Source organism: Enterococcus sp. DIV0876 (assembly GCF_050529585.1).
Taxonomy (GTDB): Bacteria; Bacillota; Bacilli; order Lactobacillales; family Enterococcaceae; genus Enterococcus_D.
This window is the reverse complement of record NZ_CP172882.1, coordinates 2,648,923-2,675,572: the sequence shown is the minus strand read 5'-3', so window position 1 is coordinate 2,675,572 and position 26,650 is coordinate 2,648,923. Positions and strand designations below refer to the sequence as shown.

The 26,650-nt window shown below is 42.0% G+C and carries 21 protein-coding genes; 16 read left to right on the top strand and 5 right to left on the bottom strand.

Annotation, left to right across the window (positions count from 1 at the left end; genetic code table 11):
* Positions 1-15: 15 nt before the first annotated feature.
* The 9 genes from IGI41_RS12670 to IGI41_RS12630 all read left to right on the top strand — a co-directional run bounded on the left by IGI41_RS12670 (position 16) and on the right by IGI41_RS12630 (position 10,976).
* Positions 16-852 (top strand): carbohydrate ABC transporter permease, encoded by an 837-nt coding sequence (locus IGI41_RS12670; protein ID WP_430610133.1) that lies wholly within the window; start codon positions 16-18, stop codon positions 850-852.
* Between the two features lie 4 nt (positions 853-856).
* Positions 857-1,267: a hypothetical protein gene (locus tag IGI41_RS12665; protein WP_430610132.1), complete on the top strand. Its 411-nt coding sequence runs from the start codon at positions 857-859 to the stop codon at positions 1,265-1,267.
* Positions 1,268-1,279: 12 nt separating this feature from the next.
* Positions 1,280-3,073: a glycoside hydrolase family 2 protein gene (locus IGI41_RS12660; RefSeq protein ID WP_430610131.1), complete on the top strand. Its 1,794-nt coding sequence runs from the start codon at positions 1,280-1,282 to the stop codon at positions 3,071-3,073.
* Positions 3,074-3,103: 30 nt separating this feature from the next.
* Positions 3,104-4,510, top strand: a complete 1,407-nt coding sequence (locus tag IGI41_RS12655) for a glycoside hydrolase family 43 protein (protein ID WP_430610130.1) — start codon at positions 3,104-3,106, stop codon at positions 4,508-4,510.
* Between the two features lie 4 nt (positions 4,511-4,514).
* Positions 4,515-6,290 carry a glycoside hydrolase family 2 protein gene (locus IGI41_RS12650; RefSeq protein WP_430610129.1) on the top strand — a complete coding sequence of 592 codons (1,776 nt, stop codon included), beginning with the start codon at positions 4,515-4,517 and terminating at the stop codon, positions 6,288-6,290.
* Between the two features lie 146 nt (positions 6,291-6,436).
* On the top strand, positions 6,437-7,360 hold the full coding sequence (locus IGI41_RS12645) for an alpha/beta fold hydrolase (RefSeq protein WP_430610128.1): 924 nt from the start codon (positions 6,437-6,439) through the stop codon (positions 7,358-7,360).
* 128 nt (positions 7,361-7,488) lie between these two features.
* The gene (serC, locus tag IGI41_RS12640) at positions 7,489-8,568 is read left to right on the top strand and encodes a 3-phosphoserine/phosphohydroxythreonine transaminase (protein ID WP_430610127.1); all 1,080 of its coding nucleotides are present in this window, start codon (positions 7,489-7,491) and stop codon (positions 8,566-8,568) included.
* A complete protein-coding gene (locus IGI41_RS12635; protein ID WP_430610126.1) occupies positions 8,569-9,753 on the top strand; it encodes a phosphoglycerate dehydrogenase in 1,185 nt (394 codons plus the stop codon).
* Entirely contained in the window at positions 9,753-10,976 is a 1,224-nt protein-coding gene (locus IGI41_RS12630) for a DUF1015 domain-containing protein (protein WP_430610125.1), read from the top strand. The genes IGI41_RS12635 and IGI41_RS12630 overlap by 1 nt, the downstream gene beginning before the upstream one ends.
* Positions 10,977-11,076: 100 nt before the next feature.
* On the opposite strand, the gene IGI41_RS12625 is transcribed toward IGI41_RS12630, so the two are convergent.
* A complete protein-coding gene (locus IGI41_RS12625) occupies positions 11,077-12,429 on the bottom strand; it encodes an Nramp family divalent metal transporter (RefSeq protein WP_430610124.1) in 1,353 nt (450 codons plus the stop codon).
* A 160-nt stretch (positions 12,430-12,589) separates the two neighbouring features.
* Positions 12,590-14,929 (bottom strand): ATP-binding cassette domain-containing protein, encoded by a 2,340-nt coding sequence (locus IGI41_RS12620; RefSeq protein ID WP_430610123.1) that lies wholly within the window; start codon positions 14,927-14,929, stop codon positions 12,590-12,592.
* A gap of 139 nt (positions 14,930-15,068) precedes the next feature.
* On the opposite strand from IGI41_RS12620, the gene IGI41_RS12615 reads away from it, so the two are divergent.
* From IGI41_RS12615 to IGI41_RS12585, 7 genes are all read left to right on the top strand, one after another.
* A complete protein-coding gene (locus IGI41_RS12615; protein ID WP_430610122.1) occupies positions 15,069-15,524 on the top strand; it encodes a MarR family winged helix-turn-helix transcriptional regulator in 456 nt (151 codons plus the stop codon).
* Positions 15,525-15,709: 185 nt separating this feature from the next.
* Positions 15,710-17,500 carry a glycoside hydrolase family 13 protein gene (locus tag IGI41_RS12610; RefSeq protein WP_430610121.1) on the top strand — a complete coding sequence of 597 codons (1,791 nt, stop codon included), beginning with the start codon at positions 15,710-15,712 and terminating at the stop codon, positions 17,498-17,500.
* Positions 17,501-17,806: 306 nt separating this feature from the next.
* A complete protein-coding gene (locus IGI41_RS12605; RefSeq protein ID WP_430610120.1) occupies positions 17,807-18,859 on the top strand; it encodes an aspartate-semialdehyde dehydrogenase in 1,053 nt (350 codons plus the stop codon).
* 124 nt (positions 18,860-18,983) lie between these two features.
* Positions 18,984-20,666, top strand: a complete 1,683-nt coding sequence (locus IGI41_RS12600) for a ribonuclease J (RefSeq protein WP_430610119.1) — start codon at positions 18,984-18,986, stop codon at positions 20,664-20,666.
* A gap of 332 nt (positions 20,667-20,998) precedes the next feature.
* Positions 20,999-21,682: a metal-dependent hydrolase gene (locus IGI41_RS12595; protein ID WP_430610118.1), complete on the top strand. Its 684-nt coding sequence runs from the start codon at positions 20,999-21,001 to the stop codon at positions 21,680-21,682.
* 34 nt (positions 21,683-21,716) lie between these two features.
* Positions 21,717-23,048: a DRTGG domain-containing protein gene (locus IGI41_RS12590; RefSeq protein WP_430610117.1), complete on the top strand. Its 1,332-nt coding sequence runs from the start codon at positions 21,717-21,719 to the stop codon at positions 23,046-23,048.
* 57 nt (positions 23,049-23,105) lie between these two features.
* Complete coding sequence (locus IGI41_RS12585; RefSeq protein ID WP_430612844.1) at positions 23,106-24,050, top strand: DHH family phosphoesterase; 945 nt, start codon at positions 23,106-23,108, stop codon at positions 24,048-24,050.
* A gap of 52 nt (positions 24,051-24,102) precedes the next feature.
* On the opposite strand, the gene dapD is transcribed toward IGI41_RS12585, so the two are convergent.
* The 3 genes from dapD to dapA are packed head-to-tail and all read right to left on the bottom strand — an operon-like array spanning position 24,103 to position 26,478.
* Positions 24,103-24,816, bottom strand: coding sequence for a 2,3,4,5-tetrahydropyridine-2,6-dicarboxylate N-acetyltransferase (gene dapD / locus IGI41_RS12580; protein WP_430610116.1), 714 nt, complete (start codon positions 24,814-24,816; stop codon positions 24,103-24,105).
* Between the two features lie 12 nt (positions 24,817-24,828).
* Positions 24,829-25,584 carry a 4-hydroxy-tetrahydrodipicolinate reductase gene (dapB, locus tag IGI41_RS12575; protein ID WP_430610115.1) on the bottom strand — a complete coding sequence of 252 codons (756 nt, stop codon included), beginning with the start codon at positions 25,582-25,584 and terminating at the stop codon, positions 24,829-24,831.
* 12 nt (positions 25,585-25,596) lie between these two features.
* Positions 25,597-26,478, bottom strand: coding sequence for a 4-hydroxy-tetrahydrodipicolinate synthase (gene dapA, locus IGI41_RS12570; protein WP_430610114.1), 882 nt, complete (start codon positions 26,476-26,478; stop codon positions 25,597-25,599).
* Between the last annotated feature and the right edge of the window lie 172 nt (positions 26,479-26,650).

Here is a 26,650-nt window from a genome sequence, read left to right as displayed (position 1 = left end):
AGGAGGTCCATGAGTATGAAAAAAAGAACAATTTCATCGTTCGTTGCATTTATCTTTCTTCTAGTAATGGCAGCGATTTGGCTAGTGCCGTTATTATATGGTGTACTGACTTCGTTTAAATCAGAGATGGAATTAATGACTGCTGGTTTCAAAATTTTACCGATCGAATGGGTCCTGACGAATTACACAGAACTATTAGTCAATAACACGAGTACACCTTTAGTGAAATGGTTTATGAATTCAATGTTTATTTCAATCAGTCACACATTATTGGTATTGATCGTTGTATCTTTTTCTGCGTTTGCTTATAGTCGTTTGCAGTTTCGCGGGAAAAATGTGCTTTTTTCTTTCTTGTTAGCAACGATGATGTTTCCCTCAGTTGTGAACCTGATTCCGCTTTATAAAATTGTTGATATTTTTGGCTGGGTCAATACGCCATTGGCAATGATTGTTCCTGGGGCTGCTGGGGTCTTCAATATATTTCTGGTCAAACAGTTCATGGACAATATCCCTAAAGATTTTGATGAAGCTGCCCAAATCGATGGAGCTAATGATTTTACGATTTTCATGCGTATTATTTTGCCTTTGATCAAGCCAGTCCTACTCGTTGTTGCCTTATTTTCATTTACGGGCTCATGGAATGATTTCTTATGGCCGTCCATCGTCTTTAATGATATTGAAAAAATGCCAATCACCTCGGGCTTGCAGTTGTTGCAAGGGATGTATCAAGCGCAACCGACTTTATTAATGGCAGGTGCATTAATTGCGATTATTCCAACATTTCTGTTGTATTTGTTCGCGCAAAAATACTTTTTACAGTCAATGTCCCTATCAGTTGGTGTGAAAGGATAAAAAAATGAGTAGAAAAAATGAACGATATTTGGTTCTTATCATGGGTATGTGGCAAATCATTGATGGGTTGATCACGATTGTTTTTTATGGTTTAGGCAATCAATTAAACCTCTTTGGTTTTAACAGCAGTAACTTGACTTATTTAAAACAATTAGACGCGAATTATGGCAATATCTTTTTGTTTGTTAGTAGTTTTGGCGTGATATTGATTGGTTTGGGTATCGTTAATGTCTTGTTAAGTAAAAAGTACATCAAAGATGATCAAATTCATCTGAAGATGGGTATCTATATGATGATTCAAGGCGTACTATCCTATTTTATTTTAGATTTTATTAGTTTGATTTTAGGTATGACAGCGGGTGTATTATTGATTGCCAAAAATAAATCGATACGATTAAAGAAAAATTTGGCTTAACAGGAGGCAAATATGAAGAGAACAGAATACCCAAGGCCGCAATTTGTCCGGGATAGCTGGGTAAATTTGAATGGTGAATGGTTGTTTATGTATGATGACAAGGATCAAGGGATAGTAAATAAGTGGTATGACGATGTCTCTTACTACCAGCATAAAATCAATGTCCCTTTCGTCTATCAAAGTATAGCAAGTGGTATCGGAGACCGCACGCCCCATGATATTGTTTGGTACATGCGAGAATTTAATGTGACGGTCAACAAGGGAGAACGCGTGATTTTGCATTTTGGTGCGGTTGACTATGAAGCTGATATATATATCAACGGACAACATGTCAAAAATCATATTGGTGGGCACACGTCCTTTGATGTAGATATTACCCATCAACTGAATGCAAATGGCAAACAACGCGTGGCGGTTCGTGCCTATGACCAACACGATGATGAGAGTATTCCACGGGGGAAACAATTCTGGGAGGCAGAATCGGCAGCGATTTGGTACACGAATTCTACTGGAATCTGGCAAACTGTCTGGTTAGAAGTGGTGCAAGAGGTCCATTTGCAAAAAACAAAACTAGTTCCTCGTTTCGATGACGGGAAAATCGAAATCACGGCTGAAATCAGCAAATGGGTCAATGACCTATCCTTAGGCTACGAGATCACATTTGGGGAAATTGCAGTTGCTGCAGGATCTATTTCATTAAACGAAACAAAGACTGTCTTCGTTGTTGATTTATTTCAAGAATATATTTTTAGAACGAATTTCCATAACGATGGCTGGTCTTGGACACCAGAAAATCCGCAATTGTTTGATATCAAGTTTACCCTTAAACAAAAGGTTGTGCTTCTCGATACAGTTCAAAGTTACTTTGGGATGCGGAAGGTTCATACAGAGAATGGGATGGTTTACTTAAATAATAAACCATATTATCAAAAATTAGTCTTAGATCAAGGATACTGGCCAAGTGGTCTGTTGACTGCACCAACGGATGATGCTTTTCAACAAGATATTTTATTGACGAAAGAAATGGGCTTCAATGGGTGCCGCAAACATCAGAAAACTGAAGATCCGCGTTTTTTATATTGGGCTGATACATTAGGTTTTATGGTATGGGGCGAGTGTGCTGCGCCAGCGATTTACAATGAACGATCCGTTACCCGGCTGATGCACGAATGGGGCGAAATTATTGACCGCGACATCAATCATCCATCAATTGTGACTTGGGTGCCGATCAATGAAAGTTGGGGTGTTCCTTCGATCGGTCATGATCGGCAGCAGCAGCATTTTTCCCAAAGTATGTATCATTTTATCCATGCCTTGGATCCGAGTCGTTTGGTGATTTCAAATGATGGCTGGGCGATGACCGAAACCGATATTTGCGCGCTGCATAATTATGCTCATGGGACCGAAGAAGAATCTGAGAAATATGCCTATTTCAAAAAGTCTCTAAGCACGCGAGAAAATCTGGTGTCAAGAAAGACTTCTGCTTGGCCAATCTTTGCCAATGGGTTTGTTTATCAAGATCAGCCTATTTTATTGACTGAGTTTGGCGGTATTGGTTTTGACGTGTCAGGACAGCCTGGCTGGGGATATACTTCTGCTGATACTGAGGCTGACTTTCTCAAGGACTACCAAAGAATCATGTCGGCTGTCTATCAGTCAGTGGGACTATGGGGCTATTGCTATACGCAGATGACGGATGTCGAACAAGAAATCAATGGCTTGCTTACCTATGATCGCCAACCGAAAGTTCCGTTGGCTGAAATCAAAAAAATCAATGATCAGTTCCACGTGCCTCAAGTCGATTAGTCGTTCAATACGACCAAAAGGAGACAATAGATGAAGAAAAGAGGGGTTTTATTGGGCTTTATAGTTGCAGCAACATTGAGTATGAGTGGTTGTGGAAACAGCACGACCCAAAGCGCGGTTGTGGATGACTTCACACCAATCATTGACAATGACGGTGCGGATCCGTGGGTGCTGCAAACAGATGATTTTTATTACTATACCAAAACAACTGGCAATAATCTCACGCTTTGGCGTTCTGAACATTTGACGGATGTTGCTGCTGGTGAAGAAAAAGTGATATGGGAAATGCCCGCTGATCTAGAAAATATTTGGGCGCCTGAGCTTCATTATATCGAGGGGAAATGGATCGTTTATTTTGCTGCTAACAAGCCATCACAGACCCATCGTATGTATGCGCTGGTCAATGAACAAGCGGATCCTTACTCAGATGAATGGGTTTTATCTGAAATGAGGGGAATGGATGATACCTTTGCAATCGACGGGACGGTTTTGACGCTAGGAGATACCAACTATTTCATTTGGTCAGGTTGGGCGGGTTATGAAAACGTGGCCCAAAATATTTACATTGCGGAAATGACTTCCCTTACCTCGGTACGGGGCGAAAAGCAATTGATTTCTGAACCAGAATACGACTGGGAGATGAAGCAGACGCCATTAATCAATGAGGCGCCGCAAGTGATTGTCAAAGATGATACCATCAATCTTGTTTATTCCGGCAGTGGCAGTTGGGATAATGATTACGCCTTAGGTCTGCTGACGCTGGCGATAAGCGAAGATCCATTGGTCAAAGCCAATTGGACCAAAGAAACCGAACCGATTTTCCAGCAGACAGATAAGGTATTTGGTCCAGGTCACAATGGGTTTGCTAAATCAAAAGATGATTCAGAAGACTGGCTGATCTATCATGCTGCCCGCTGGGATCATTCCGGGTGGCAGCGTTCGATCCGTTTGCAATCCTTTGACTGGGATGCATCAGGCAAATTAGTTTTGGGGCAACCGCTGGATGAATGGGAAACACAAACGCTACCCGAAGGTGAACCAAATCGGATGCGGTTTGCAGCAAAGGATGCAGAAAAAATAGGCGATTTATCCATCATAGAGGATGAAACAGCCCTCTCTAAGAAAGTCGTTGCTGGCTTTGAATCAACAAATGAACAGTTGTCCTTCAAAGCGCAGATTGACACGACCAGTGACTATTTAGTGGTTGCTTATGTAAAAACACCTGATTATATGAGCTTATCAGAACCAATTCAATTCAATATTGTCAGTAATGATAGGGTGCAGACGGTTAATGTGCATCCATCACAATATTATCAACCGGTCCATGTTCGGCTATCTTTGTCAAAAGGTATCGAGGAAATTAACCTCTCCTCCGAAATTGGTGTTGATACCGTCCAAGTAGACCGTTTGGAAATTATTCAAATAGATAAGGAGTAAGTATATGACAATCGATCGTACGACGCATCCACAGCCTCAATTTATCCGCCCAGGGTGGACATCTTTAGATGGCAAGTGGGCTTTCGCCTTTGATGATGAAAACAAAGGTAAAAAAGAAAACTGGTTTCAAGGATTTGAACAACAGCATGAGATCCAAGTGCCATTTACCTATGAAACCAAAGCAAGTGGAATCCATGATGAAAGTCACCACAGTATTTTGTGGTATCAAAAAACATTTCAAGCGCAAGCAAATCAGCCAGTGACTCTTTATTTCGAAGGCGTAGATTATGTAACTGAGGTTTGGGTCAATGGACAGAAAATTGGTCGGCATCAAGGTGCGTATAGTCGTTTTTCTTTTTTGATCGACAGTGAATTACGCGATGGAGACAATCAATTAGTCATTCGCGTGGAAGATTCATTGGCTTGTGATCAACCAAGAGGGAAGCAACGTTGGTTGAAAGACAATTTCGGTTGCTGGTATGTGCAAACGACTGGAATTTGGAAGTCAGTGTGGCTTGAAAAAACACCAGCATATTATTTGGAACAAGTCAAAGTGACCCCGGATCTAGATCGTGATCAGATGATTTTTGAACCGCAAGTGAAAAGGCGGGGAAGTTATGCATCGTTGAACGAAGCAAAACTGTATCTAGAAATCAACTTGAGTTTTGCTGGGGAACCGGTCAGTAAAACAATCACAGCACTGACCCATGAAGCAGCCCCAATCGTGTTAGATACAAGAGTAAAAGAAGATGCTTGTTGGGGGACAAAAGCTTGGCATCCACTCCATCCAGACTTATACGATATTGATTATCGCTTGCTTGATGAATCCTTGCATGTCATCGATGAAGTCAGCAGCTATTGTGGGATGCGCAAAATCGCTATCGAAGAGGGGCAAATCTTACTGAATAATGAAAAATTATATCAACGTTTGATTTTGGATCAAGGGTATTGGCCAGATTCGGGTATTACACCTCCTTCGATTGATGCAATGAAAATTGATTTAGAACGTATACTAGAGATGGGGTATAACGGGTTAAGAAAACATCAAAAAATTGAAGATGCGCGTTTCTTATATCTATGTGATCAAATGGGCTTGCTAGTTTGGGTTGAAATGCCTTCTACGTATACTTTCAATGATACAGCAATTCAACATCTGACTGAGGAGTGGACATCGATTGTATCGCAGCATTATAATCACCCTTCTGTGATTACTTGGGTACCGTTCAATGAATCATGGGGAATAAAAGGCATTCATTCATTGACAAAACCCCAACAATTGACAGAGGGCATTTATCATTTGACCAAAGCCATCGACAGCCACCGACCAGTAATTACCAATGATGGCTGGGAACATACTGTTTCTGATATCTTGACTTTGCATGATTATGAAGAAGCAGGCGCATTGTTTAGCCAGCGGTATGGAGACAAAGAAGCAATTGTGACCAATCAGCAAATGTTCAATAATGATTGGTTTGCGTTTGCCCATGGATATCGTTATCAAGGCCAGCCCATCATTATCTCAGAGTTTGGTGGAATCGCTTTTACGACAGATTCTGAGAAAGATTGGGGGTACGGCAATCAAGTAAAAGATCAGGATGCTTTTATGGAAAGGTTTGATGCAATTCATCAAGCCATTCAGGATTTACCGTATATCACTGGCTATTGCTATACCCAATTGACAGATGTGGAGCAAGAGGTCAATGGTTTATTAGATCCAAAGAGAGTACCTAAAGTTGATTTGGCTAAAATCAAAGAAATCAACCTTCGACGGAGAAAATAGTTCTTTTTATCACTGAATGTATGATATATAGACATGGATCGATGGGATCTGTGTCTATTTTTTTTGGAGAAAGGACGTCCTACTTTATAAGCGACATTCCATGTATAATGAAGAAGTAAACTAAAACATGTGAAAGAGGGACAAAGATGAATCATTCAGTTGAATCAATCAGATCATCCAATGGACAGGACACAGTACACATCCAGTCTTGGTCTCCAGATATCGAACCGATCGGCGTGGTGCAGCTGATCCATGGTATGATTGAACATATTGCGCGTTATGATGATTTTGCCAGGTTTTTGGTTTCTTTGGGCTATGTCGTTATTGGACATGATCACGTAGGTCATGGGGAAACAGCGGGGAAGAAAGGAAAGTATGGTCATTTTGGGGAAGAAGGCGGCGCGCAAGTTTTGGTAGATGATTGTGGGTTGATTCATCAGCTAGCTGCTGCGCGATATCCAGAGTGTCCGTATTTTATTTTGGGTCATAGCATGGGTTCGTTGGTTTTGCGCAATTATCTTTTTCGACAACCGCAACCATTGAATGGAGCAATCATTATGGGGACGACGATGGAGCCAGCTATCTTGATGAAAAGCGCGCAGTTCGTCACTCAGTTATTAAAGCCCTTTGCGAAGTATGAATGGCCGTATCAAATCATGGATCAATTGGTGTTTGGCAAACATAATCAACGGTTCCGCCCAAATCGAACGACAAAGGACTGGTTATCTAGCGATGAAGCACAAGTCGACCTCTATCTGCAAGATCCGCATACACAGTTTCATTTCTCGTTGGCTGCATATCGTGATTTATTTGCGCTGACTAAATCTGCGAGTGATAGGAAGCAGCTACAAACAATTGATCCACAGTTGCCGTTGCTTTTGATATCTGGCGACCAAGATCCAGTTGGTCATTACGGAAAAAGCGTATATCAGTTGGCACAGCAGCTTGAAGCAAATACTGACATTACGGTGTATTTACTTGAAAATGGCCGTCATGAAATTTTAAATGAGAAACAACATATGATCGTTTATAAAGAAATGAGGAAATGGCTGTCAGAAAAAAGTCAATAATCACGAACGTTAAGGAATTGGTAATTTTTTCTGAAAATTCCAATTCATTTTTTCTTTTAAGTCTTCTTTCATACAATCTTATCTGTTATAATTGTTTTCACATCTAACAATGAAGGAGAGATTTTTGTATGACTGTTTATAATTTTTCAGCTGGTCCCGCCGTCTTGCCCCGCACTGTATTGGAAAAAGCGCAATCCGAACTTTTGGATTATCGTAACAGCGGGATGTCCGTAATGGAGCTGAGTCATCGGTCCTCCTTATTTGAAGAAATCATTCAAGATGCTGAAAGCTTGCTCCGTGAATTGATGGATATTCCGGAAAATTATCAAGTATTGTTCTTACAAGGTGGTGCAAGTTTACAATTCAGTACGATTCCTTTGAATTTAGCGCGTCATAAAAAAGCCTTGTATGTTCATACCGGCTCTTGGTCGCAAAAAGCGATCGAAGCAGCCAACGCTATTGAAGACGTGACTGTTGAAGTGATTGCATCTAGTGCGGATAAACAATTTAGCTATATTCCTGAAATCAGCAAAGCAGCGATTGATCAGGATGCGGCCTATGTGCACATTACTACCAATAACACGATTGAAGGCACAGCGTTTCAAACAATTCCAGATGTAGGCAATGTACCTATCGTAGCGGATATGTCTTCGAATATTTTAGCCAATGATTACCAGGTAACCGATTTTGGGTTGATCTATGCGGGTGCCCAAAAGAATATTGGGCCGGCTGGTTTGACGGTTGTGATCATCAGAGATGATTTATTGAATGACGAAGCGGTTTTTGCCCCAATGTTGGATTACCGCCTGCAAGCCAAAAATCATTCATTATATAATACGCCGCCAACCTATGCGATTTATATCGCTAAATTGGTCTTTGAATGGCTCCGAGAATTAGGCGGCGTCAAAGAAATCCTAGCACAAGACCGCAAAAAAGCTGGCTTGTTATATCAAGCAATCGAAGCATCAACACTTTTTCGCAGTCCGGTCGCTAAAGATAGTCGCTCATTAACGAATATTCCTTTCGTCACGGGGGATAAGGAATTAGACCGCCAATTCAATGAGCAAGCAGTCAAAGCTGGTTTTGAGAATTTGAAAGGACACCGTTCTGTCGGTGGGATGCGTGCGAGTCTATACAATGCATTCCCAATCGAAGGGGTCCAAGCGTTAGTTGAATTTATGCAGTCATTCGAAGCGGAGGTCAAATAAATGTTTCAAATCAAAACATTCAATGCCATTGCACCAGAAGGATTACAGCGTTTAGAACCAGAACATTACGCCATCAATGAAAGTGAACAACCGCAAGGAATATTGTTGCGAAGTCAAAAATTGCATGACTATGATTTCCCTAAGAGTGTGCTCGGTGTTGCCAGAGCTGGGGCTGGAACCAATAATATTCCAGTTCAGTCATGTACAGAAAAAGGGATCGTTGTCTTTAACACCCCAGGTGCCAATGCCAATGCCGTTAAAGAATTGGTCGTGGCTAGCTTGTTGTTAAGTGTCCGTCCCATCATTCAAGGGGCGCAGTGGGTCCAAACGCTGAGCGGGAATCATGTGGAAGAACAAGCAGAAGCCCACAAAAGTCAATTTGCTGGTACCGAATTAGAAGGAAAGAAATTAGGTGTTATTGGGTTAGGTTCGATCGGCGCAATGGTGGCCAACGATGCGTACCGATTGGGGATGGAAGTTGTCGGGTATGATCCATATGTTTCTGTGGATACCGCGTGGACGATCTCTCGTCGCGTGAAGCGTGCCAACGATATTGCTGAAGTATTTTCGACGTGCGATTTTATTACTGTCCATGTACCATTGATGGACAATACCCGAAACTTGATCGGAACAGATGAAATCAGCAAAATGAAAGCTACGACCAAACTATTTAATTTTTCGCGTAAAGAAATCGTAGATACTGACGCGATTTTAAAAGCTTTACAAGAGGGGCGTTTGGCAGGTTACACGACGGACTTTGCCGATGAACAGTTGTTGCATAACGAAAAAGTGCTGGTATTGCCGCATTTAGGTGCCTCAACAGAAGAAGCTGAAGTCAATTGTGCCAAAATGGCTGCACGAACGTTGAAGAAGTTTTTAGAATTCGGTACGATCAAGCGCTCGGTCAATTTTCCGACCGTTGAAATGGCTTTTCGTTCGCCATATCGGATTACGATCATTAATCGCAACGTACCGAATATGTTAGGTCAAATCTCCTCGATCATCGCTGATAGCGGCATCAATATCGACAATATGTTAAATCGAGGCCGTGACGACTTCGCCTATACATTAGTTGACGTCGCCTCTGAAGATGAAGGGTTATTGAAAGAATTAGCGGATACATTGCGCACCAATGAAAATATTATTCGTGTCCGGGTGATCAAGAATCAGGAGGCTGGCTATTAATGGTAAGTATCTTTCCTTTTAAAGCAATTCGTCCGCAAGCAGCATTAGCGGATAAAGTCGCAGAGTTACCATATGATGTAGTGAATTCACAGGAAGCCGCAGCCTATGCGGCAGATAATCCGTATAGTTATTTTCATATCGATCGCTCAGAAATCGATTTGCCAGGGATCGACCCCTATGATCAAAAGGTCTATCAAAAAGCAGCCGCAAATCTATCGGCTTTCCTTGATGCCGGCTGGTTATTGCAAGATGAACAACCTGCCTATTATTTATATCAATTAACGATGGCAGGGCGTAGTCAGACGGGACTCGTAGCTTGTACGGCTATTGATGATTATATTTCTGGAAAAATCAAAAAGCATGAATTTACCCGTCCAGAAAAAGAAATCGATCGAATCAATCATGTGTTGGCTTGTGACGCCAATACAAGTCCCATTTTTTTGAGTTATCGCCAACCAGCGTCTTTGAAAAAGCAAATCGATGCCTGGCAAGCAACACATCAGCCGATGTATGACTTTACTCGTTACCACGATGTTCATCATCGCGTGTGGTTAGTGGATGATCAAGAACTGCTGAAGATGATCAGTCAGCAGTTTGAAACAGTCGATGCGTTATATATCGCCGACGGGCACCATCGCACGGAGTCTGCAGTCAAAGTAGGGTTGCAAAAGCGTGAATCAGGAGAAAACAGTATGGAAAGTGAACGGTTCTTGTCTATTTTATTTCCTGAAAATGAATTAGCGATTTGGGAATACAACCGTGTTTTGCGCTATCCGGTGCCAGAAAACTTTTTTGATGCTTTGTCCGAACATTTCACGATTGCGCAGACCAACGAAAAAAAACCGGCACAATCAGGTACGATCCATTTGTATGTCGATCATCAATGGTGGGCGTTGACGATCAAGCCAGCTTCGATCCCCACGGATACAGTTGGAAAATTAGATGTGTCATTATTGCAAACCTATGTGCTAGAAACTATTTTTGGCATCAAAGATATTCGAACGGATAAAGGAATTGATTTTGTGGGCGGTATTCGCGGGCCCCAAGAGTTGGAACGTTTGGTGGATAGCGGTGATTGGTCATTGGCTTTTTCTATGTATCCAACGCAAATGCATGATCTGCTGGCTGTGGCTGATGCTGGAGAAATCATGCCGCCAAAATCGACATGGTTTGAACCGAAACTGCTGAGCGGCTTGTTCTTGCATGATTTAGAAACCAAATAAAGCGTCACTATAAAAAACAGATTCCTTAGATTGCAAACTGTATCTCTAGGGGATCTGTTTTTTGAGTTAGAGGGGAAGACATTCCAAATCGTTGCCTATCTTAGAAAAGGTCGATCAATGTATCAATGATCAAACGACCATTTAAGATTGTCAGTGCCACGACACATATCCAGCCCAAAATGGTTACCCACAATGGATTTTTGAAGCGGGTACCCATAATTTTTTTTGAACTAGTGAACAAGACCAGAGGAATCATGGAAACAGGTAATGCAACGCTAAGGAACACTTGCGAATAAATCAAAAGGCTATCAAGTGACTGTTCGTTGCCGCCAAAATAAATCGTACATAAAAGAACCGGAATGACCGATAAGCCACGAGTGATCAAACGTCTGGCCCATGTCGGAATCTTCATATGGATGAAGCCTTCCATGACAACTTGCCCCGTCAAAGTACCTGTAATGGTAGAGTTTTGTCCAGAAGCCAATAGCGCCACTGCGAATAATACACTGAGTACAGGGCTTGCCACGGCACCTGCGATAGTTGAATCTTGCAGCGCATCAAAGAGTGCTGAGAAGGTGCCGACTTCTTCGCTATGGCCAAAGAAGAGGGCGCTGCCCAAAATCAGCAATAAACAATTGACTAAGAAAGCTGCTGACAGTTGAATATTTGAATCCCAAGTGGCAAAACGTACTGCTGTGGCAACTTCTTCTTGATTTTGGCGATCGATTTTCCTCGATTGCGATATCGACGAATGCAAGTAAAGATTGTGGGGCATCACGGTCGCCCCAACGATACCTAATGCCATTGTCAATTGTCCATGGTTAAGCACTTGCTTTTGAGGAATGAAGCCTTGCAGTACGGCTGGCAAATCAGGTTGAGCGATAGCCACTTCATAGAGAAAGACCACCATGATCACCAATATCAAGGTCATGACGATTGCTTCGATTTTTCTGAAACCCAATTTCATCAGGAATAAAAGCAGCAAAACATCAAAAACGGTTAAAATAACACCAACCAATAAAGGAATACCGAAAAGCAGATTCAAAGCAATGGCGCCACCGATGACTTCGGCAATGTCCGTAGCCATGATCGCCAATTCAGTGACGATCCATAAAATGAAACCCAATCCTTTGCTGGTGTGTTTGCGGGTTGCTTGTGCAAGATCCATATGGGTCACGATCCCGAGCTTTGCGGCCATATACTGCAATAACATGGCGATCAAACTAGAAATCAAGATCACTGATAGGAGCAAATAGCCGTATTCAGCACCCCCGCCAATTGATGTGATCCAGTTACCAGGATCCATATACCCAACAGCGACCAACGCACCAGGTCCAGAAAAAGCCAGTAAGTTACGCCAGAAATTGCCGTTTTTTGGAATTGCAACAGTATTATTTATTTCTTCTAAGCTAGGCCCATTGGCCGCTTTAATCAATTTTTTTTCTTCAGTCATTTGTTCACACCCATTCTTTTTAGGTATACCTAAATTCAAAACAATTGTAGTCCTCATTTATGGAAATTTCAAGAGAAAATGCCTAGAAAAGGTGAAATCTTTCAAAATTGTATAGAAAAAAACCACACAATTTTACTGTGTGGTTTTGTGGTTATAGGGCTTAATCGGCACGTAATGCGATAGCAGCATCTTTCTTGGCTGCCATACGGGCTGGAATATGTCCGCCAATCATTGTCAATACGGTGCTGACGATGATCAGAATCAATCCGTGAACAGGGTTTAGTTGTGCAACATTTTCTAAATCTGTCATATTATACAAGACGGCGTTGATTGGGAAAGTGGCCAACCAAGCAATCAAGACACCCAAAGCACCAGAAGCAATCCCTAGGATACAAGTTTCTGCATCAAAGACGCGTGTGATATCTTTTTTACGCGCCCCCAAAGCTTTTAAGACACCAATTTCTTTGGTTCGTTCTAGGACAGAGGTATAGGTGATGATACCGATCATGATCATGCTTGTTACCAATGAAATCCCTGCAAAGGCAATCAGTACATATGTGATGGCATCCATCAATCCGCCGGTCAATTGCGTCATTGTTCCTGCTAAGTCAGAATATACGATTTGATCTTCACTATCTTTTCCTTTGTTATATGCATCAAGATAATCTAAGATTTCTTCTTTGGCATTGAAGTCATTTGGATAGATCATGATGCTATTGGGTAAGGCACTGCCGCCTAGGTAAGCAATCAAGGAATCTCTCGTACTGTCATCAATGGGTTCATTCGTCATGACATTCGTATCGCTGTCTTCTTGTGCTTGGACGATCGCTGAGTCTTGATTTTCTTTGATGACTTCTTGCGCCAACGTGTCGCTGTATGCAATCCCGGTTGAAAGCAAGTTCATTGTAGAGTTTTGTTTGATACGTAAAATACCACTGATCGTTAATTCTTTGTTGCTGTCATTTTCAAAAACTGCATCTAAATCTTGATTCGGAATGAAATTACCAGTCGGTAATTCTGTATAGTAGGCATCGTTGGAAGCTAAGGCGATTTTGGTACCTACGACATCGTCGAAGTTTATGGTATCGCCATCTTCGATATCAAAACCAAGGTTGATCAATGCATTGACATTGGTCACATTGTTTTCATCCACGATCAAGACGACATCTGTACTTGTGCTTGGATAACTACCGTCTAATAGATCGTAGTTATCTTCTAAGAAATTGCCATTTCCTTCGGATAATTGTTCTGGGAATGTTGAGACACCAATACCAGTGGATGTACTCATCGCGCTCATCATGGCATTTGTTTGCTCATTGTCTGCAGAAGCATTCGAGAAACTGACTTGTTCGACCGTATCATCGATTTTACGGAATAAATTCAATGAAGTCGATCGTGTATAACCAATATTGTTGCTTAATTCTGGATCGATATCATTGATGTAATCAATAAAGTCTTGATCAATGTTGTTGATGTGGGTTGCACGATCTGCATCACTTAACTTGGCTGTGATTTCTTTATCAGTAGGAAACTCTTCTTTTTCTGTACGCGTAATCGCTGTTGGATCTTGTTCAGTCGCGACTTGAGAAATCGTGATAGGGAAACGGGCCAAGGTCTCAGATTGTGTATTATCAATTTGTTTCTGGAAACCAGTCGACAAGGCCAATACGATGGCAATCCCGATGATTCCGATACTTGAAGCGAAGGCTGTCAAAAATGTCCGCCCTTTTTTGGTGCGGATATTATTGAAGGATAAGCGCAATGCGGTCATGAAACTCATTTTTGTATGTTTCAATTGGAATTGGTCTTTCTTCTTTCCTTCAATATGTGGATTAGAATCATGAACGATTTGACCGTCTTTGAATTCAATGATTCGTCCAGCATATTTGTTGGCCAATTCAGGATTGTGGGTCACCATGATGACGAGTTTTTCTTTCGATAATGCTTGGATCAACTCCATGATTTGAACGCTGGTTTCCGAGTCCAAGGCGCCAGTTGGTTCGTCACATAACAAAATATCTGGATCGTTTGCTAAGGCGCGAGCGATTGCCACCCGTTGCATTTGTCCGCCAGAAAGCTGATTTGGCTTTTTGTGCATATGATCAGCAAGTCCGACACGTGTCAGTGCATCAGAAGCCTTGGCTCTTTTTTCTTCTTTTGAGACACCGCTCAATGTCATCCCGAGTTCAACATTATCGATAATCCCTAAATGACTGATCAAGTTATAACTTTGAAAGACAAAACCGATCGAGTTATTTCGATACGCATCCCAATCCCGATCTTTGAAAGACTTCGTTGATTTGCCGTTGATGATCATATCGCCAGAATCGTAATTGTCGAGACCGCCGATCACATTCAGCATCGTTGTTTTCCCGGAACCACTTGGACCTAAGATAGCAACGAATTCTTGTTTTCGGAAGGAAACAGAAACGCCATCTAGTGCTTTTGTGGTGCTTGAACCGACCGTATAATACTTTTTGATATCTTTTAATTCTAACATGCTGTCACTCTTTTCTTGCTGTTTTCACAACTTTTTTCATCCTGTATCCACGCTATCATAATGGTTAACAAAAATCAACGATTATCATTGTTTAATCGCAAGATTTATACTAAACTAAAGATAGAAAAGAGGGAATTAGATGGGGAAAGTGCTAGGAGAATTCAATATTGCAGTGTTTGCTGAGATTTTTTCACTGATGGGAAACATATTATTTGAAGAGATTGGGTTAGAAGATTTAAAATTGACCAAAATGGAAATGTTGGAATTGGTGATTATCTCCAGCAACGAGGGACTGACGATGTCCGAGTTGGCACGACAAATCGGTACATCAAAAGTGCAAATCAGTCGTTCGATCTCTGGTTTAGAAAAAGATGGTTTTGTCCATCGGGAAACCAACGGATTGAATCGGCGCAATGTCAATGTCTATCTAGATGAAGCGGGCAAACAACTGTTTATCCAGAAAAAGCAGCAAGTAGAAGAACGATTGAATAGTAAGGCATCAGAAATGTCGCAGGAAGATTACACCCGTTTGACGGATGCCTTGAGTGAAGCGGTTCGTTTACTGCGTAAATACGACATATTAAAAAATAAGTGAACGCCACTACCACTAATACATTAAAGCAATCGTTTGCTTTTTTAGATGAGGATCAAATCGTTTATTTCTTTTAAACTGTTAAAAACAAGAGTATTTTGCAAAGCAATCGTTTGCATGAAACTCTTGTTTTTGTGTACGCATTGTGAGAGAATAGAAGCAATAAAGTAATCTAAAAGGAGACTATTATGAATACAACTGCTATTTACCATCGTCCCGAAAGCGAATTTGCTTATTTGTATGAAAAAGACCAAATGCACATCCGGTTGCGTACAGCCCGCCAAGATATCCGTCATGTCCAGTTATTGTGCGGTGATCCTTATACCCTATTTAAAGAAGCTTGGTACCAAGAAAGAATCCCGATGGAGAAGGTGCTGTCGACAGACTTGCATGATTATTGGCAAGTATCGGTTGGTGCTGAGTTTCGTCGCTTATCTTATGGATTTTCTCTTGAAAGTTTTGATGGTTTGCATGTTTTTTATGGAGACCATGGGGTTTATCCATTTGAAGAACAATATTTAGAGATGAACAACAATTATTTCCGCATGCCTTATTTTCAAGAAGCGGATCGTTTCAAAATACCAGAGTGGGTCAAAGAGACAGTCTGGTACCAAATATTCCCCGAGCGGTTTGCCAATGGCGATCCGTCAAATGATCCTGAAGGTGTTTTGCCATGGGGATCAAAGAACCCAGACCGACAAGATTTCTTTGGCGGTGATTTGCAAGGCGTGATCGACCATTTGGATTACTTAGTAGATTTAGGTATCAATGGTATCTATTTCTGTCCGATTTTTGAAGCTTATTCGAATCACAAATATGATACCATCGATTATTTGGCGATCGATCCAGCGTTCGGAGACAATGAAACGTTTAAGCGACTGGTTGATGAGTGTCACAAACGAGGGATCAAAGTGATGTTGGATGCTGTATTCAATCATATGGGTGATACGTCTCATCAATGGTTAGATGTCATCAAAAACGGCAAAGATTCACCATTTGCAGATTGGTTCCACATCAATGAATTCCCGGTGGATTATAAGGAAGGGGAAAACTTCGAAGATGCTTATGACATTACCTACGATGTTTTTGCCTTTACACCGCATATGCCAAAATTAAACACAGAAAATCCAGATGTCCAAGCGTATTTATTGAATATTGCACGCTACTGGATCGAAGAGTTCGATATTGATGCTTGGCGGTTGGATGTAGCAAATGAAGTGAGTCACTCGTTTTGGAAAAAATTTCGTCAAGTCTGTGACAGTGCAAAAGATGATTTTTATATCTTGGGGGAAATTTGGCACTCCTCTCAACGCTGGTTGCAAGGTGATGAATTTCATGCGGTGATGAACTATGCCTATACTGATGCGATCATCGAATTTTTTGTGAAAGATGAAATCAGCATGACCAAAATGGTGTCAGAATTAAATAATCAATTGATGTTATATCGAGAGCAAACGAATCAAGTACAGTTCAATATTTTAGACTCCCATGATACACCGCGGATTTTGACATTGGCCCAGGGGGATAAAGACTTGATGCGTCAAGTCATGGCTTTTATGTACCTTCAACAAGGTGTGCCATGTTTGTATTACGGAGACGAGGTTGGTTTGACGGGGGATATGGATCCGGATTGTCGGAAATGTATGATTTGGGATGAGGAAAAGCAAGACCGTGATTTATTGCACTTTACAAAGGATCTCATACGTATCCGTAAAGAAAATCAAAAGGTTCTATCAGAAGGTGCATTGCATTGGAACTGGGTTTCAGAAGATGACGGGCTGATTATTTTCGAAAGAGAATTAGGTGCGCAGCGAGTGATTGGTATCTTTAATACCGGAGATGAGCAAATTACGTTGGCAAAACCTGAAAATGTTCTCTTACAACAGTTTATGCAAGAAGAAGAAGAAATCATCATTATTGATAAAAAGGGTTTTGTGATCGCCAAAGCTGATCAAGAAGAAGCCGTTGAAAATGAATAAGATAAAAATGAGGCAAGATTCGTTTACGAATCTTGCCTCATTTAAGTTACTGGGTTTTTTTAATTCCCCCATGCACGTTGGAAAGAATCTTCCCCAAAATTCCTTCTGTGCCTATTATATCCTATAACACATGAATGTGACAAATAATATCCATTGAAAAAGGCGTCTTTTTGTGAAAAAAATCAATACTTGCTGAAAATTCTGATAGTTCATGGCGTTTTTCCTTTCTTCTTTGAGAAAGCTCTTTTCTTTTTTTAGGGATATGATAAACTAGGGGAAATGTATGAATATTCGAGGAGTGATTTGATGAGTACGGGCTATCACATAGCAGTTGTCGGCGCGACTGGCGCAGTAGGAACAAAAATGATCGAGATGTTAGAACGAACCACGTTGCCAATTCAGACCGTCACTTTATTGGCGTCGAAACGTTCTGCTGGTAAAACCTTGTTCTTCAATGATCAGCCAATCGTTATTCAAGAACTGACCCCAGATTCTTTTGAAGGAATCGACATTGCATTATTCAGTGCCGGCGGCGGTATCTCAAAAGTGTACGCGCCAGAAGCTGTCAAACGCGGTGCAGTGGTGATCGATAACACAAGTCATTTCCGTATGGATCCTGAAGTGCCATTGGTCGTACCAGAAGTCAATGCGCATGCACTTAAAAACCATAAAGGAATCATCGCCAATCCAAATTGTTCAACGATTCAAATGATGGTCGCTTTAGAACCAATTCGTCAAAAAGTTGGATTGAAACGGTTGATCGTGTCCACCTATCAAGCTGTTTCTGGTGCTGGAGCCAAAGCCTTGGCGGAATTGGCACAAGAGTCGGCAGATTTATTGGCGGGCAAGCAGCCAGAAGAATTAAAACCTGAGATCTTGCCAGCGGGCAGTGACAAAAAACATTATCCAATCGCCTTCAATGCCTTGCCGCAAATCGATGTCTTCGCAGAAGATGACTATACCTATGAAGAATGGAAAATGATCAACGAAACCAAAAAGATCATGGAAGACAATGAGATCCAAGTGGCGGCAACTTGTGTGCGGATCCCAGTATTCAGCGGCCATTCAGAGTCGGTGTATATTGAAACTGCTGAACATGCAGACGTTGCAGCGGTCAAACAGTGGATCAGTGACGCACCCGGCGCAGTGCTGCAAGATGATCCAAGTCAGCAAATCTATCCCCAAGCACTGAACAGTGTGGGCAAAACAGAGACGTTCGTTGGACGAATCCGCAAAGACTTAGATGTGGCGAATGGCCTGCATTTATGGGTTGTTTCTGATAACTTGCTAAAAGGGGCTGCTTGGAATTCAGTGCAGATCGCAGAAGCTTTGCACCAACAAAATTTGGTCCATGTGTAAACCATAAGAATTTCAGAAAAAGTGTGGTGAATGCCACGCTTTTCTTTTTTTTGTTGTATAATAGAAAAGACGGCTTATGCTTGGGATATGAAAAGATAGAGAAAATTATAAGAGGTGAATAGAAGTGGAAACAATAAAAATCATTCCTCTTGGCGGTGTACGTGAGAACGGAAAGAATATGTACATTGCTGAAGTAGGAGAGGATATATTTGTGCTGGATTGCGGTGTTCGCTATCCAGAAAATGAATTATTAGGAATCGATACAGTGATTCCTGACTTTACGTATTTAGAAGAAAACGCTGACCGTGTAGCGGGCGTCTTTTTGACCCATGGACATGCAGATGCAATCGGTGCGTTGCCTTATTTCTTAGAAAACATTCAAGTACCCGTGTTTGGGACTGAATTAACGATCGAATTGGCTAAATTAACAGTCAATAAAAACGAAGCGACCAAGCGCTTTAAAGATTTCCATGTGATCGATGAACATTCTGAGATCGATTTTGGCGATGCGACGATCAGTTTCTTTAGAACAACGCATTCCATTCCAGATTCTGTCGGGATCAGTGTCAAGACTAAAGCAGGCAATATTGTCTATACAGGGGATTTCAAGTTTGATCAAACAGCGATCCCGATGTATCAAACAGACTTTGGCCGTTTGGCTGAAATCGGCAAAGAAGGTGTCTTGGCGTTATTGAGTACATCGTCTAATGCTGAGAATCCAGCACCAGTTGCTTCTGAACTAACCATTCAAGACGAAGTGTATGACAACATTCGTTATTGGGAAGGCCGTATTATCGTTGCCAGTGTTGCGAGCAATTTGCAACGGGTCCAACAAGTTCTAGACGCTGCCTTTCGTTCTGGTCGCAAAGTGGTATTGACTGGGCAAGATTTCGGTCGGATCATCAAAACAGCGATGAAATTAGGTAAGTTGAAATTACCAGCGGAAGATTTATTGATCACGCAAAAAGAAATGAAGAAATATGCGCCTGAACAGTTGCTGATTTTAGAAACTGGTCGGATGGGTGAGCCGATTCGAGCTTTGCAAAAAATGGCCAATGGCACGCACCGGTCTTTAAAAGTCCAAGAAGGAGACTTGGTCTATATCACAACTACACCAACAACAGCGATGGAAACGATCGTTGCCAAAACGGAAGATATGATTTATCGCGCAGGTGGAACAGTCAAGCAAATCTCAGACAATTTCCGTGTGTCGGGTCATGCCAACCCCAATGATTTGCAGTTGATGTTGAACATGATGAAACCCACATATCTGATTCCGATCCAAGGAGAATACCGCCAATTGGCAGCCCATGCTGATTTGGCTCAAGAAGTAGGTATCCCGACCAAGAACATTTTCATCACAGCAAGAGGAGATGTCTTAGAATACAAAAAAGGGGAAATGCACGCTGCAGGCAATGTTCCTGCTGAAAACGTCATGATTGACGGAATCGGTGTCGGTGATATTGGCAACATCGTGTTACGGGACCGCAAAGTGTTATCAGAAGATGGAATCTTCGTGGCTGTTGTGACGATCAATCGTCGAGAAAAGAAAATCGTTTCAGCTCCGCAAATTACTTCCCGCGGCTTCGTCTATGTCAAAGCCAGTCGTGATTTGATCCGTGAAAGCGGCGAAATAGTCGCTGAAATCGTAGAAAAACATTTGCATGATGAAGAGTTTGAATGGAGCAAATTGAAACAAGATATTCGTGATCGTTTGAGTCGATTCTTGTTCGAGCAAACCAAACGTCGTCCTGTGATTTTGCCAGTCATCATGGAATCGAGTCAAAGAAATCGTCATCGTAAATAAACCGTCATTTTCTGTAATGGATATAAATGAGGTCGCTAGATGGAAAGCGTGTGTGCTTCTTGTCAGCTGACTATTTTGTATCCGTTGCAGTTTTTTTGTTTTCATCCAACAAGTCTTAGATGAAACAAATGGTACATACAGCATCAGCTATCAAAAACTGTGTCATTTCTTTTTCCAGAAGAGAACATCCTTTTTCTTTTGTTGAGGAAAACGAATGATCAAAAGAGGGTTTATTCAGTTTTTTCGGAATTTCTCCTTTGGGTATCCTGTGTTTATCTGTTATAATAAAAAATATTAGACTGTATCAATGGATATGAAAGGAGCGTTTCAAAATGAAATTGACCTATCACGGACACTCCGTTGTGACCATTGCTTTTGACAATGGGCAAAAGGTGTTGATCGATCCCTTTATCAACGGCAATGACGCAACTGATCTAAAGGCGGAAACAGTAACGACGGATTGGGTGTTGATCACGCATGGGCATAGTGACCATATCGGCGACATGGTCGATATTGCGATTCGGAATGAAGCACCTGTCATCAGTGTAGTTGAAGTGTGTCAATACGCAACCCGCAAAGGTGTGCCTAAAACCCACGGTATGAATATTGGCGGTGCGTATGAATTTCCTTTTGGTAAAGTGACATTGGTTCAAGCCCATCACAGTTCAGGCATTGAAGAAGATGGGACAACGATTTATATGGGCAATCCCGCAGGCATCATCATTCAAGCAGAAGGCAAAACTATTTATCATGCGGGGGATACAGCTTTATTTGGCGATATGGCATTGCTTGGTGAACAATTTGATATTGATGTTGCCTTTTTGCCGATCGGCGACAATTTTACAATGGGTCCACAAGATGCTGCAACAGCTGCCGGATTGTTACAAGCCAAAAAAGCAGTGCCGGTTCATTACAATACATTTCCATTGATCAAACAAGACCCGCAGGATTTTATCAAACTGCTCCCAGCAGGAGTGGGAAAGGGACTGATGATCGGTGAATCGATCACAATTTAAACATGAAGATTGTTCGTAGGAATAGGGGATAGTTATGGCGACAAAACATGATTTGATTTTAGCGCATATTGAAAATTTGCCAGTTGGTGATCGCATTTCAGTGCGGGGAATCGCAAAAGATTTAAACGTCAGTGAAGGTACGGCTTACCGTGCGATCAAAGATGCCGAAAATATTGGCTTAGTGTCAACGATCCAACGAGTAGGTACGATACGTATCGAACGAAAATTAAAGAAACATATCGAAAAATTGACCTTCGGAGAAGTTGTACAAATCATCGAGGGCAATGTTCTCGGCGGGGCGAGTGGATTAACCAAAGATTTAAACAAGTTTGTGATCGGTGCCATGAAAGAATCAGCGATGGAGCGCTATATTACACCGGGATCATTGGTGATCGTGGGTAATCGAAATGAAGTCCACAAACTAGCTCTAGAAGACGGTGCGGCTGTATTGATCACTGGTGGTTTTGAAACGACACCAGAGATTTGTCAGCTGGCAGATGATCTGGCGCTGCCGATTTTGCAAACAACTTATGACACATTTACTGTGGCAACGATGATCAATCGGGCATTGAGTGATCAACTGATCAAAAAAGACATCATGCTGGTGAGTGATATTTATATGCCATTGGAGAAAACGAAGTATTTGCATACATTCGATACCGTCAAGAACTATAAGCTGCTTTCAGAATCAACCAACCATTCTCGTTACCCAGTAGTCAATAAAAATATGCGGGTCGTTGGTATCATTACAGCAAAAGACGTTTTAGAAAAACCTGATACGCAAATCATTGAACGGATCATGACCCGTGATCCTCGGGTCGTCAAAAAAGAGATGAGTGTGGCTTCGGCTAGTCATCAAATGATTTGGGATGGCTTGGAAGTCATGCCAGTCGTAGCAGATGATCTATCTTTGATTGGCATCGTCACTAGACAAGATATCATGAAAGCCATGCAAATGGTGCAACGGCAAACACAAATATCTGATACCATTTCTGATCAAATTTCAGGACAGATGCAAGTCATCGATCAAGATTTTGAAGGCAATAAATTGGCGCAACCGCATTTTAGTTTTGCGGTCACGCCGCAGATGGTCAATGAAGTGGGGACGATTTCTTTTGGTGTGTTGAGTGAAGTCATCGCCAATACAGCCAAACGAACGATGCAACTCAATCAAAGACGAAATAGCTGGATCGAACAAGTCAACCTGCATTATTTTCGATTGATCCAACTAGAAAGTGAGATCATCATCCAGCCCCGTATTTTAGAGTTGGGCAGACGTTCGGCAAAAATAGATATCGAAGTGACCATCGAAAATTCTTTGGTGGCTAAAGCAATTGTTGTTTGCCAAGTCATGGAACGGCCATAGTTGGTATCGGATCGAAAAAAACGATCGGCAAATCGAAGAGAGAAAGTTGTGACAGACATGAATGTACAAGAAGAAATCTTACAAACAATCAAGGCGTATGAAACGATCATTATTCATCGCCATCAGCGCCCTGACCCAGATGCCATAGGTTCTCAAGTAGGCTTAGCGGAGATATTACGGGCTAGTTTCCCAGAGAAGACCATTTATCAAGTCGGCGGTCCAGTAGAAGGTTTAGGGTATCTCGCACAAATGCAAACCGTGACTGATGCCGATTATCAAGGCGCATTAGTGATCGTGACTGATACAGCCAATGCACCACGGGTCAGTGATCAGCGTTATGACCAAGGGGCCAAACTCATCAAAATCGACCACCATCCCAACGACGAACCATATGGAGATATTGTGTGGGTCAATACCAAAGCCAGCAGCTGCAGCGAAATGATTGCTTCTTTTTGGGCAGCGCATCAAGAAACGTTAACAATGACACAAGAGGCTGCCCGATTGCTATATGCAGGAATCGTCGGTGATACGGGGCGCTTTTTGTACCCTGCCACCACAGCGACAACATTGCGCTTGGCCGCAGACTTATTGGATTATGGCTTTGATGCACCAAAAATCAACCGTCAAATGGATCAAGTTCCTCGTTCAGTTGCCCGGCTTTCCGGTTATGTCTATGAACATATCGAAGTAGATGAAATAGGTGCCGGGAAAGTGATTCTTTCACAAGAACTGCAACAGACTTTCGGCGTTGTTGATTCAGAAACATCTGCAATCGTTTCTTTACCAGGAAAAATTGAAGATGTCGTGGCATGGGCGATCTTTGTAGAGCAACCGGAAGGATACTATCGCGTGCGTATGCGATCTAAAGGTCCTGTCATCAATGAAATCGCCAAACGCCACCATGGCGGCGGCCACCCATTAGCCAGCGGTGCCAATGCCGCGGATTTAGATGAAGTAGCGATTATCTATCAAGAAATTCAAGAAGCCATCAGACAAGCATAAAAAAAGAGAAGCAGCCGCAAAGCTGTTTCTCTTTTTTGCTAGGAACGAAGAATCATCCCCGTAAATCGTCTAAGAAGGCTGTTTTACTTTTGGTTTTGTCATCTTTCATCTTGATGACTTTCGCGGGAGAGCCGGCAACAACTGCACCTGCAGGCACATCTTCCGTAACTACGGAGCCAGCGGCAACAACTGCACCTTCCCCAACACGAACACCTTCTAAAACAACTGCATTTGCACCAATCAATACATGGTCTTCTACAACCACCGGGCTTGCTGAAGGTGGTTCAAGGACACCAGCTAAGACAGCACCAGCACCAATGTGGGCTTTCTTGCCGACTGTTGCACGAGCACCTAGAATAGCACCCATATCGATCATCGTTTCTTCCCCAACAACTGCACCGATATTGATGACCGCCCCCATCATGATGACGGCATTTTTTTCGATAATTGCTTGATCACGAATAAAGGCACCGGGTTCGATCCGAGCATCGACGGTGGTCAGGTCCAATAATGGAATTGCTGAGTTGCGGCGATCGTTCTCTAAATATTGATCGGTGATTTTCTCTTGATGCTCAGTGAGAAAAGCTGCGACTTTTTGGCTATCGCCGACGACAAAATAGAAGGAGCCACTACCGAATAATTGCAGTCCGTCTGCTGTAACTTCTGAGAGATCCCCATTGATATACACTTTGACGGGGGTTTGTTTATTGGCGTCTTTGATATATTTTGCTAATTGATACGGATCTGAAAATTGTAATTCTGACATAAGATACCACCTTTACTTATCAAGTAGATTTTGCATAGAATAAAGCCCTAGTTCTTGCTCAGCCAAAAAGATGGCAGCTTTTAAGGCGCCGCTCGCAAAGATATCGCGAGAAAGGGCCGTATGTTTCAATTCAATGATTTCGTCTGCACCAGCATAGATCACGGTGTGTTCACCAGGAATCGTGCCGCCGCGAACAGCATGAATCCCTAACTGTCCTCGGTCGTTGACGAGATCACTGCCAGAACGGCCATACAGATACTCTTTCTTGGTTTCACAGCTGTCATTGATACTGTCTGCCAATAATAAGGCCGTACCGCTTGGTGCGTCTAACTTTTGGTTGTGATGTTTTTCGATGATTTCAATATCAAAATCAGCTTCTAATGCCGGGGTGATCGATTGCAATGCTTTGATCAGTACATTGATGCCCAATGACATATTTGCTGAATAAAATACGGGAATCACTTGAGCAGCTACGGGCAGCATCATTTGCGTTTCTTCAGTTAACCCTGTTGTCGCGACAACGATCGGCAATTGCTGGGCTACGCAATAATTCAATAAATCAGGGACATTGCTGTAATGAGAAAAATCGATCACCACATCAATGGCTTCTTTGATCTTGGCAGCTGAATCGTAAATCGGAAAAGTGCCGCTTAGGTCTTCGTGCCGGTCTAAACCAGCCGCTATTTCAAGATCTGGATGTTGAGCAATCAGCTTTTGCAGCACTTGGCCCATGCGTCCATTTGCACCGCTTAATAAAACTTGTTTCACCATGCTGCCTCCTTAAAGCAAACCATATGCTGTCATTTCTTCTTCTAAATGTACCAATGTTGCGTCTTCCGGCATGCCAAGAGGCAGGCGGTAATGCAAGTCGCATTTTCCAAGCAAAGATACAGCTGCTTTGATTGGCACAGGATTGACTTCGCTGAAAATCGTATCGATCAATGGTAGTTGTTTTAACTGTTCTTGGATAGCTGCTTGAATGTCACCCTTGAAGAAATCAGCCGCCATTGTTGCTGTTTGCTTTGGTGCAATATTCGCAATCGTTGAAATGACACCGGCACCGCCAAGCGCAAGAATCGGCGTTACTTGATCATCATTACCAGAGTAGATGGCAAAATCATCGTCGGCCAAGCGTGCGATTTCAGCAATTTGCGAAATATCTCCACTGGCTTCTTTAATGCCTTTGATATTCGGAATCTTTTTCAACTCAGCAACTGCATCGGGCGTTAAATTTAGCCCTGTGCGAGAAGCTACTGAATAGAGGATTACAGGTAAATCAACACTTTGGCAAACGGCTTCATAATGCGCCACTAAACTTGTCTTTGTTGCTTTATTATAATAAGGTGTTACAACCAATAATGCGTCGGCACCGACACGTTGTGCTTCTTGCGAAAGGTGGATCCCATGTTGTGTATTATTAGAACCAGTACCACCGATAACGGGAATTCTGCCAGCAACTTGCTTTACAACAGCTTCGATCACAGCAATATGCTCTTGATCATCTAGTGTGGAAGCTTCACCGGTTGTACCACAAGCAATAATTGCGTCAGTTCCTTGCTGCACATGCCATTCCGCCAACTCCTTCAACTTATCGAAATCCACCGAACCATCTTGAAGCATAGGGGTGATCAATGCAACGCCAGAACCTTTGAATATTGTCAAAATACGACACATCCTTTCAACCAATTTATTTTTTCTATAAGATAAGTGTATCAGAAAAATTTGAATAAAAATCGAAAAATTTAGACAATTTATCTATAGATTATTCGAATTATATACTATAATATTAACCAATATCAATGAAAAACCATGAAAAACTGGATATCCAGTCACT

Coding starts and splice junctions, on each gene's coding strand:
- IGI41_RS12670 (WP_430610133.1), top strand. CDS start 16: ATGAAAAAAAGAACAATTTCATCGTTCGTTGCATTTATCTTTCTTCTA.
- IGI41_RS12665 (WP_430610132.1), top strand. CDS start 857: ATGAGTAGAAAAAATGAACGATATTTGGTTCTTATCATGGGTATGTGG.
- IGI41_RS12660 (WP_430610131.1), top strand. CDS start 1,280: ATGAAGAGAACAGAATACCCAAGGCCGCAATTTGTCCGGGATAGCTGG.
- IGI41_RS12655 (WP_430610130.1), top strand. CDS start 3,104: ATGAAGAAAAGAGGGGTTTTATTGGGCTTTATAGTTGCAGCAACATTG.
- IGI41_RS12650 (WP_430610129.1), top strand. CDS start 4,515: ATGACAATCGATCGTACGACGCATCCACAGCCTCAATTTATCCGCCCA.
- IGI41_RS12645 (WP_430610128.1), top strand. CDS start 6,437: ATGAATCATTCAGTTGAATCAATCAGATCATCCAATGGACAGGACACA.
- serC (WP_430610127.1), top strand. CDS start 7,489: ATGACTGTTTATAATTTTTCAGCTGGTCCCGCCGTCTTGCCCCGCACT.
- IGI41_RS12635 (WP_430610126.1), top strand. CDS start 8,569: ATGTTTCAAATCAAAACATTCAATGCCATTGCACCAGAAGGATTACAG.
- IGI41_RS12630 (WP_430610125.1), top strand. CDS start 9,753: ATGGTAAGTATCTTTCCTTTTAAAGCAATTCGTCCGCAAGCAGCATTA.
- IGI41_RS12625 (WP_430610124.1), bottom strand. CDS start 12,429: ATGACTGAAGAAAAAAAATTGATTAAAGCGGCCAATGGGCCTAGCTTA.
- IGI41_RS12620 (WP_430610123.1), bottom strand. CDS start 14,929: ATGTTAGAATTAAAAGATATCAAAAAGTATTATACGGTCGGTTCAAGC.
- IGI41_RS12615 (WP_430610122.1), top strand. CDS start 15,069: ATGGGGAAAGTGCTAGGAGAATTCAATATTGCAGTGTTTGCTGAGATT.
- IGI41_RS12610 (WP_430610121.1), top strand. CDS start 15,710: ATGAATACAACTGCTATTTACCATCGTCCCGAAAGCGAATTTGCTTAT.
- IGI41_RS12605 (WP_430610120.1), top strand. CDS start 17,807: ATGAGTACGGGCTATCACATAGCAGTTGTCGGCGCGACTGGCGCAGTA.
- IGI41_RS12595 (WP_430610118.1), top strand. CDS start 20,999: ATGAAATTGACCTATCACGGACACTCCGTTGTGACCATTGCTTTTGAC.
- IGI41_RS12590 (WP_430610117.1), top strand. CDS start 21,717: ATGGCGACAAAACATGATTTGATTTTAGCGCATATTGAAAATTTGCCA.
- IGI41_RS12585 (WP_430612844.1), top strand. CDS start 23,106: ATGAATGTACAAGAAGAAATCTTACAAACAATCAAGGCGTATGAAACG.
- dapD (WP_430610116.1), bottom strand. CDS start 24,816: ATGTCAGAATTACAATTTTCAGATCCGTATCAATTAGCAAAATATATC.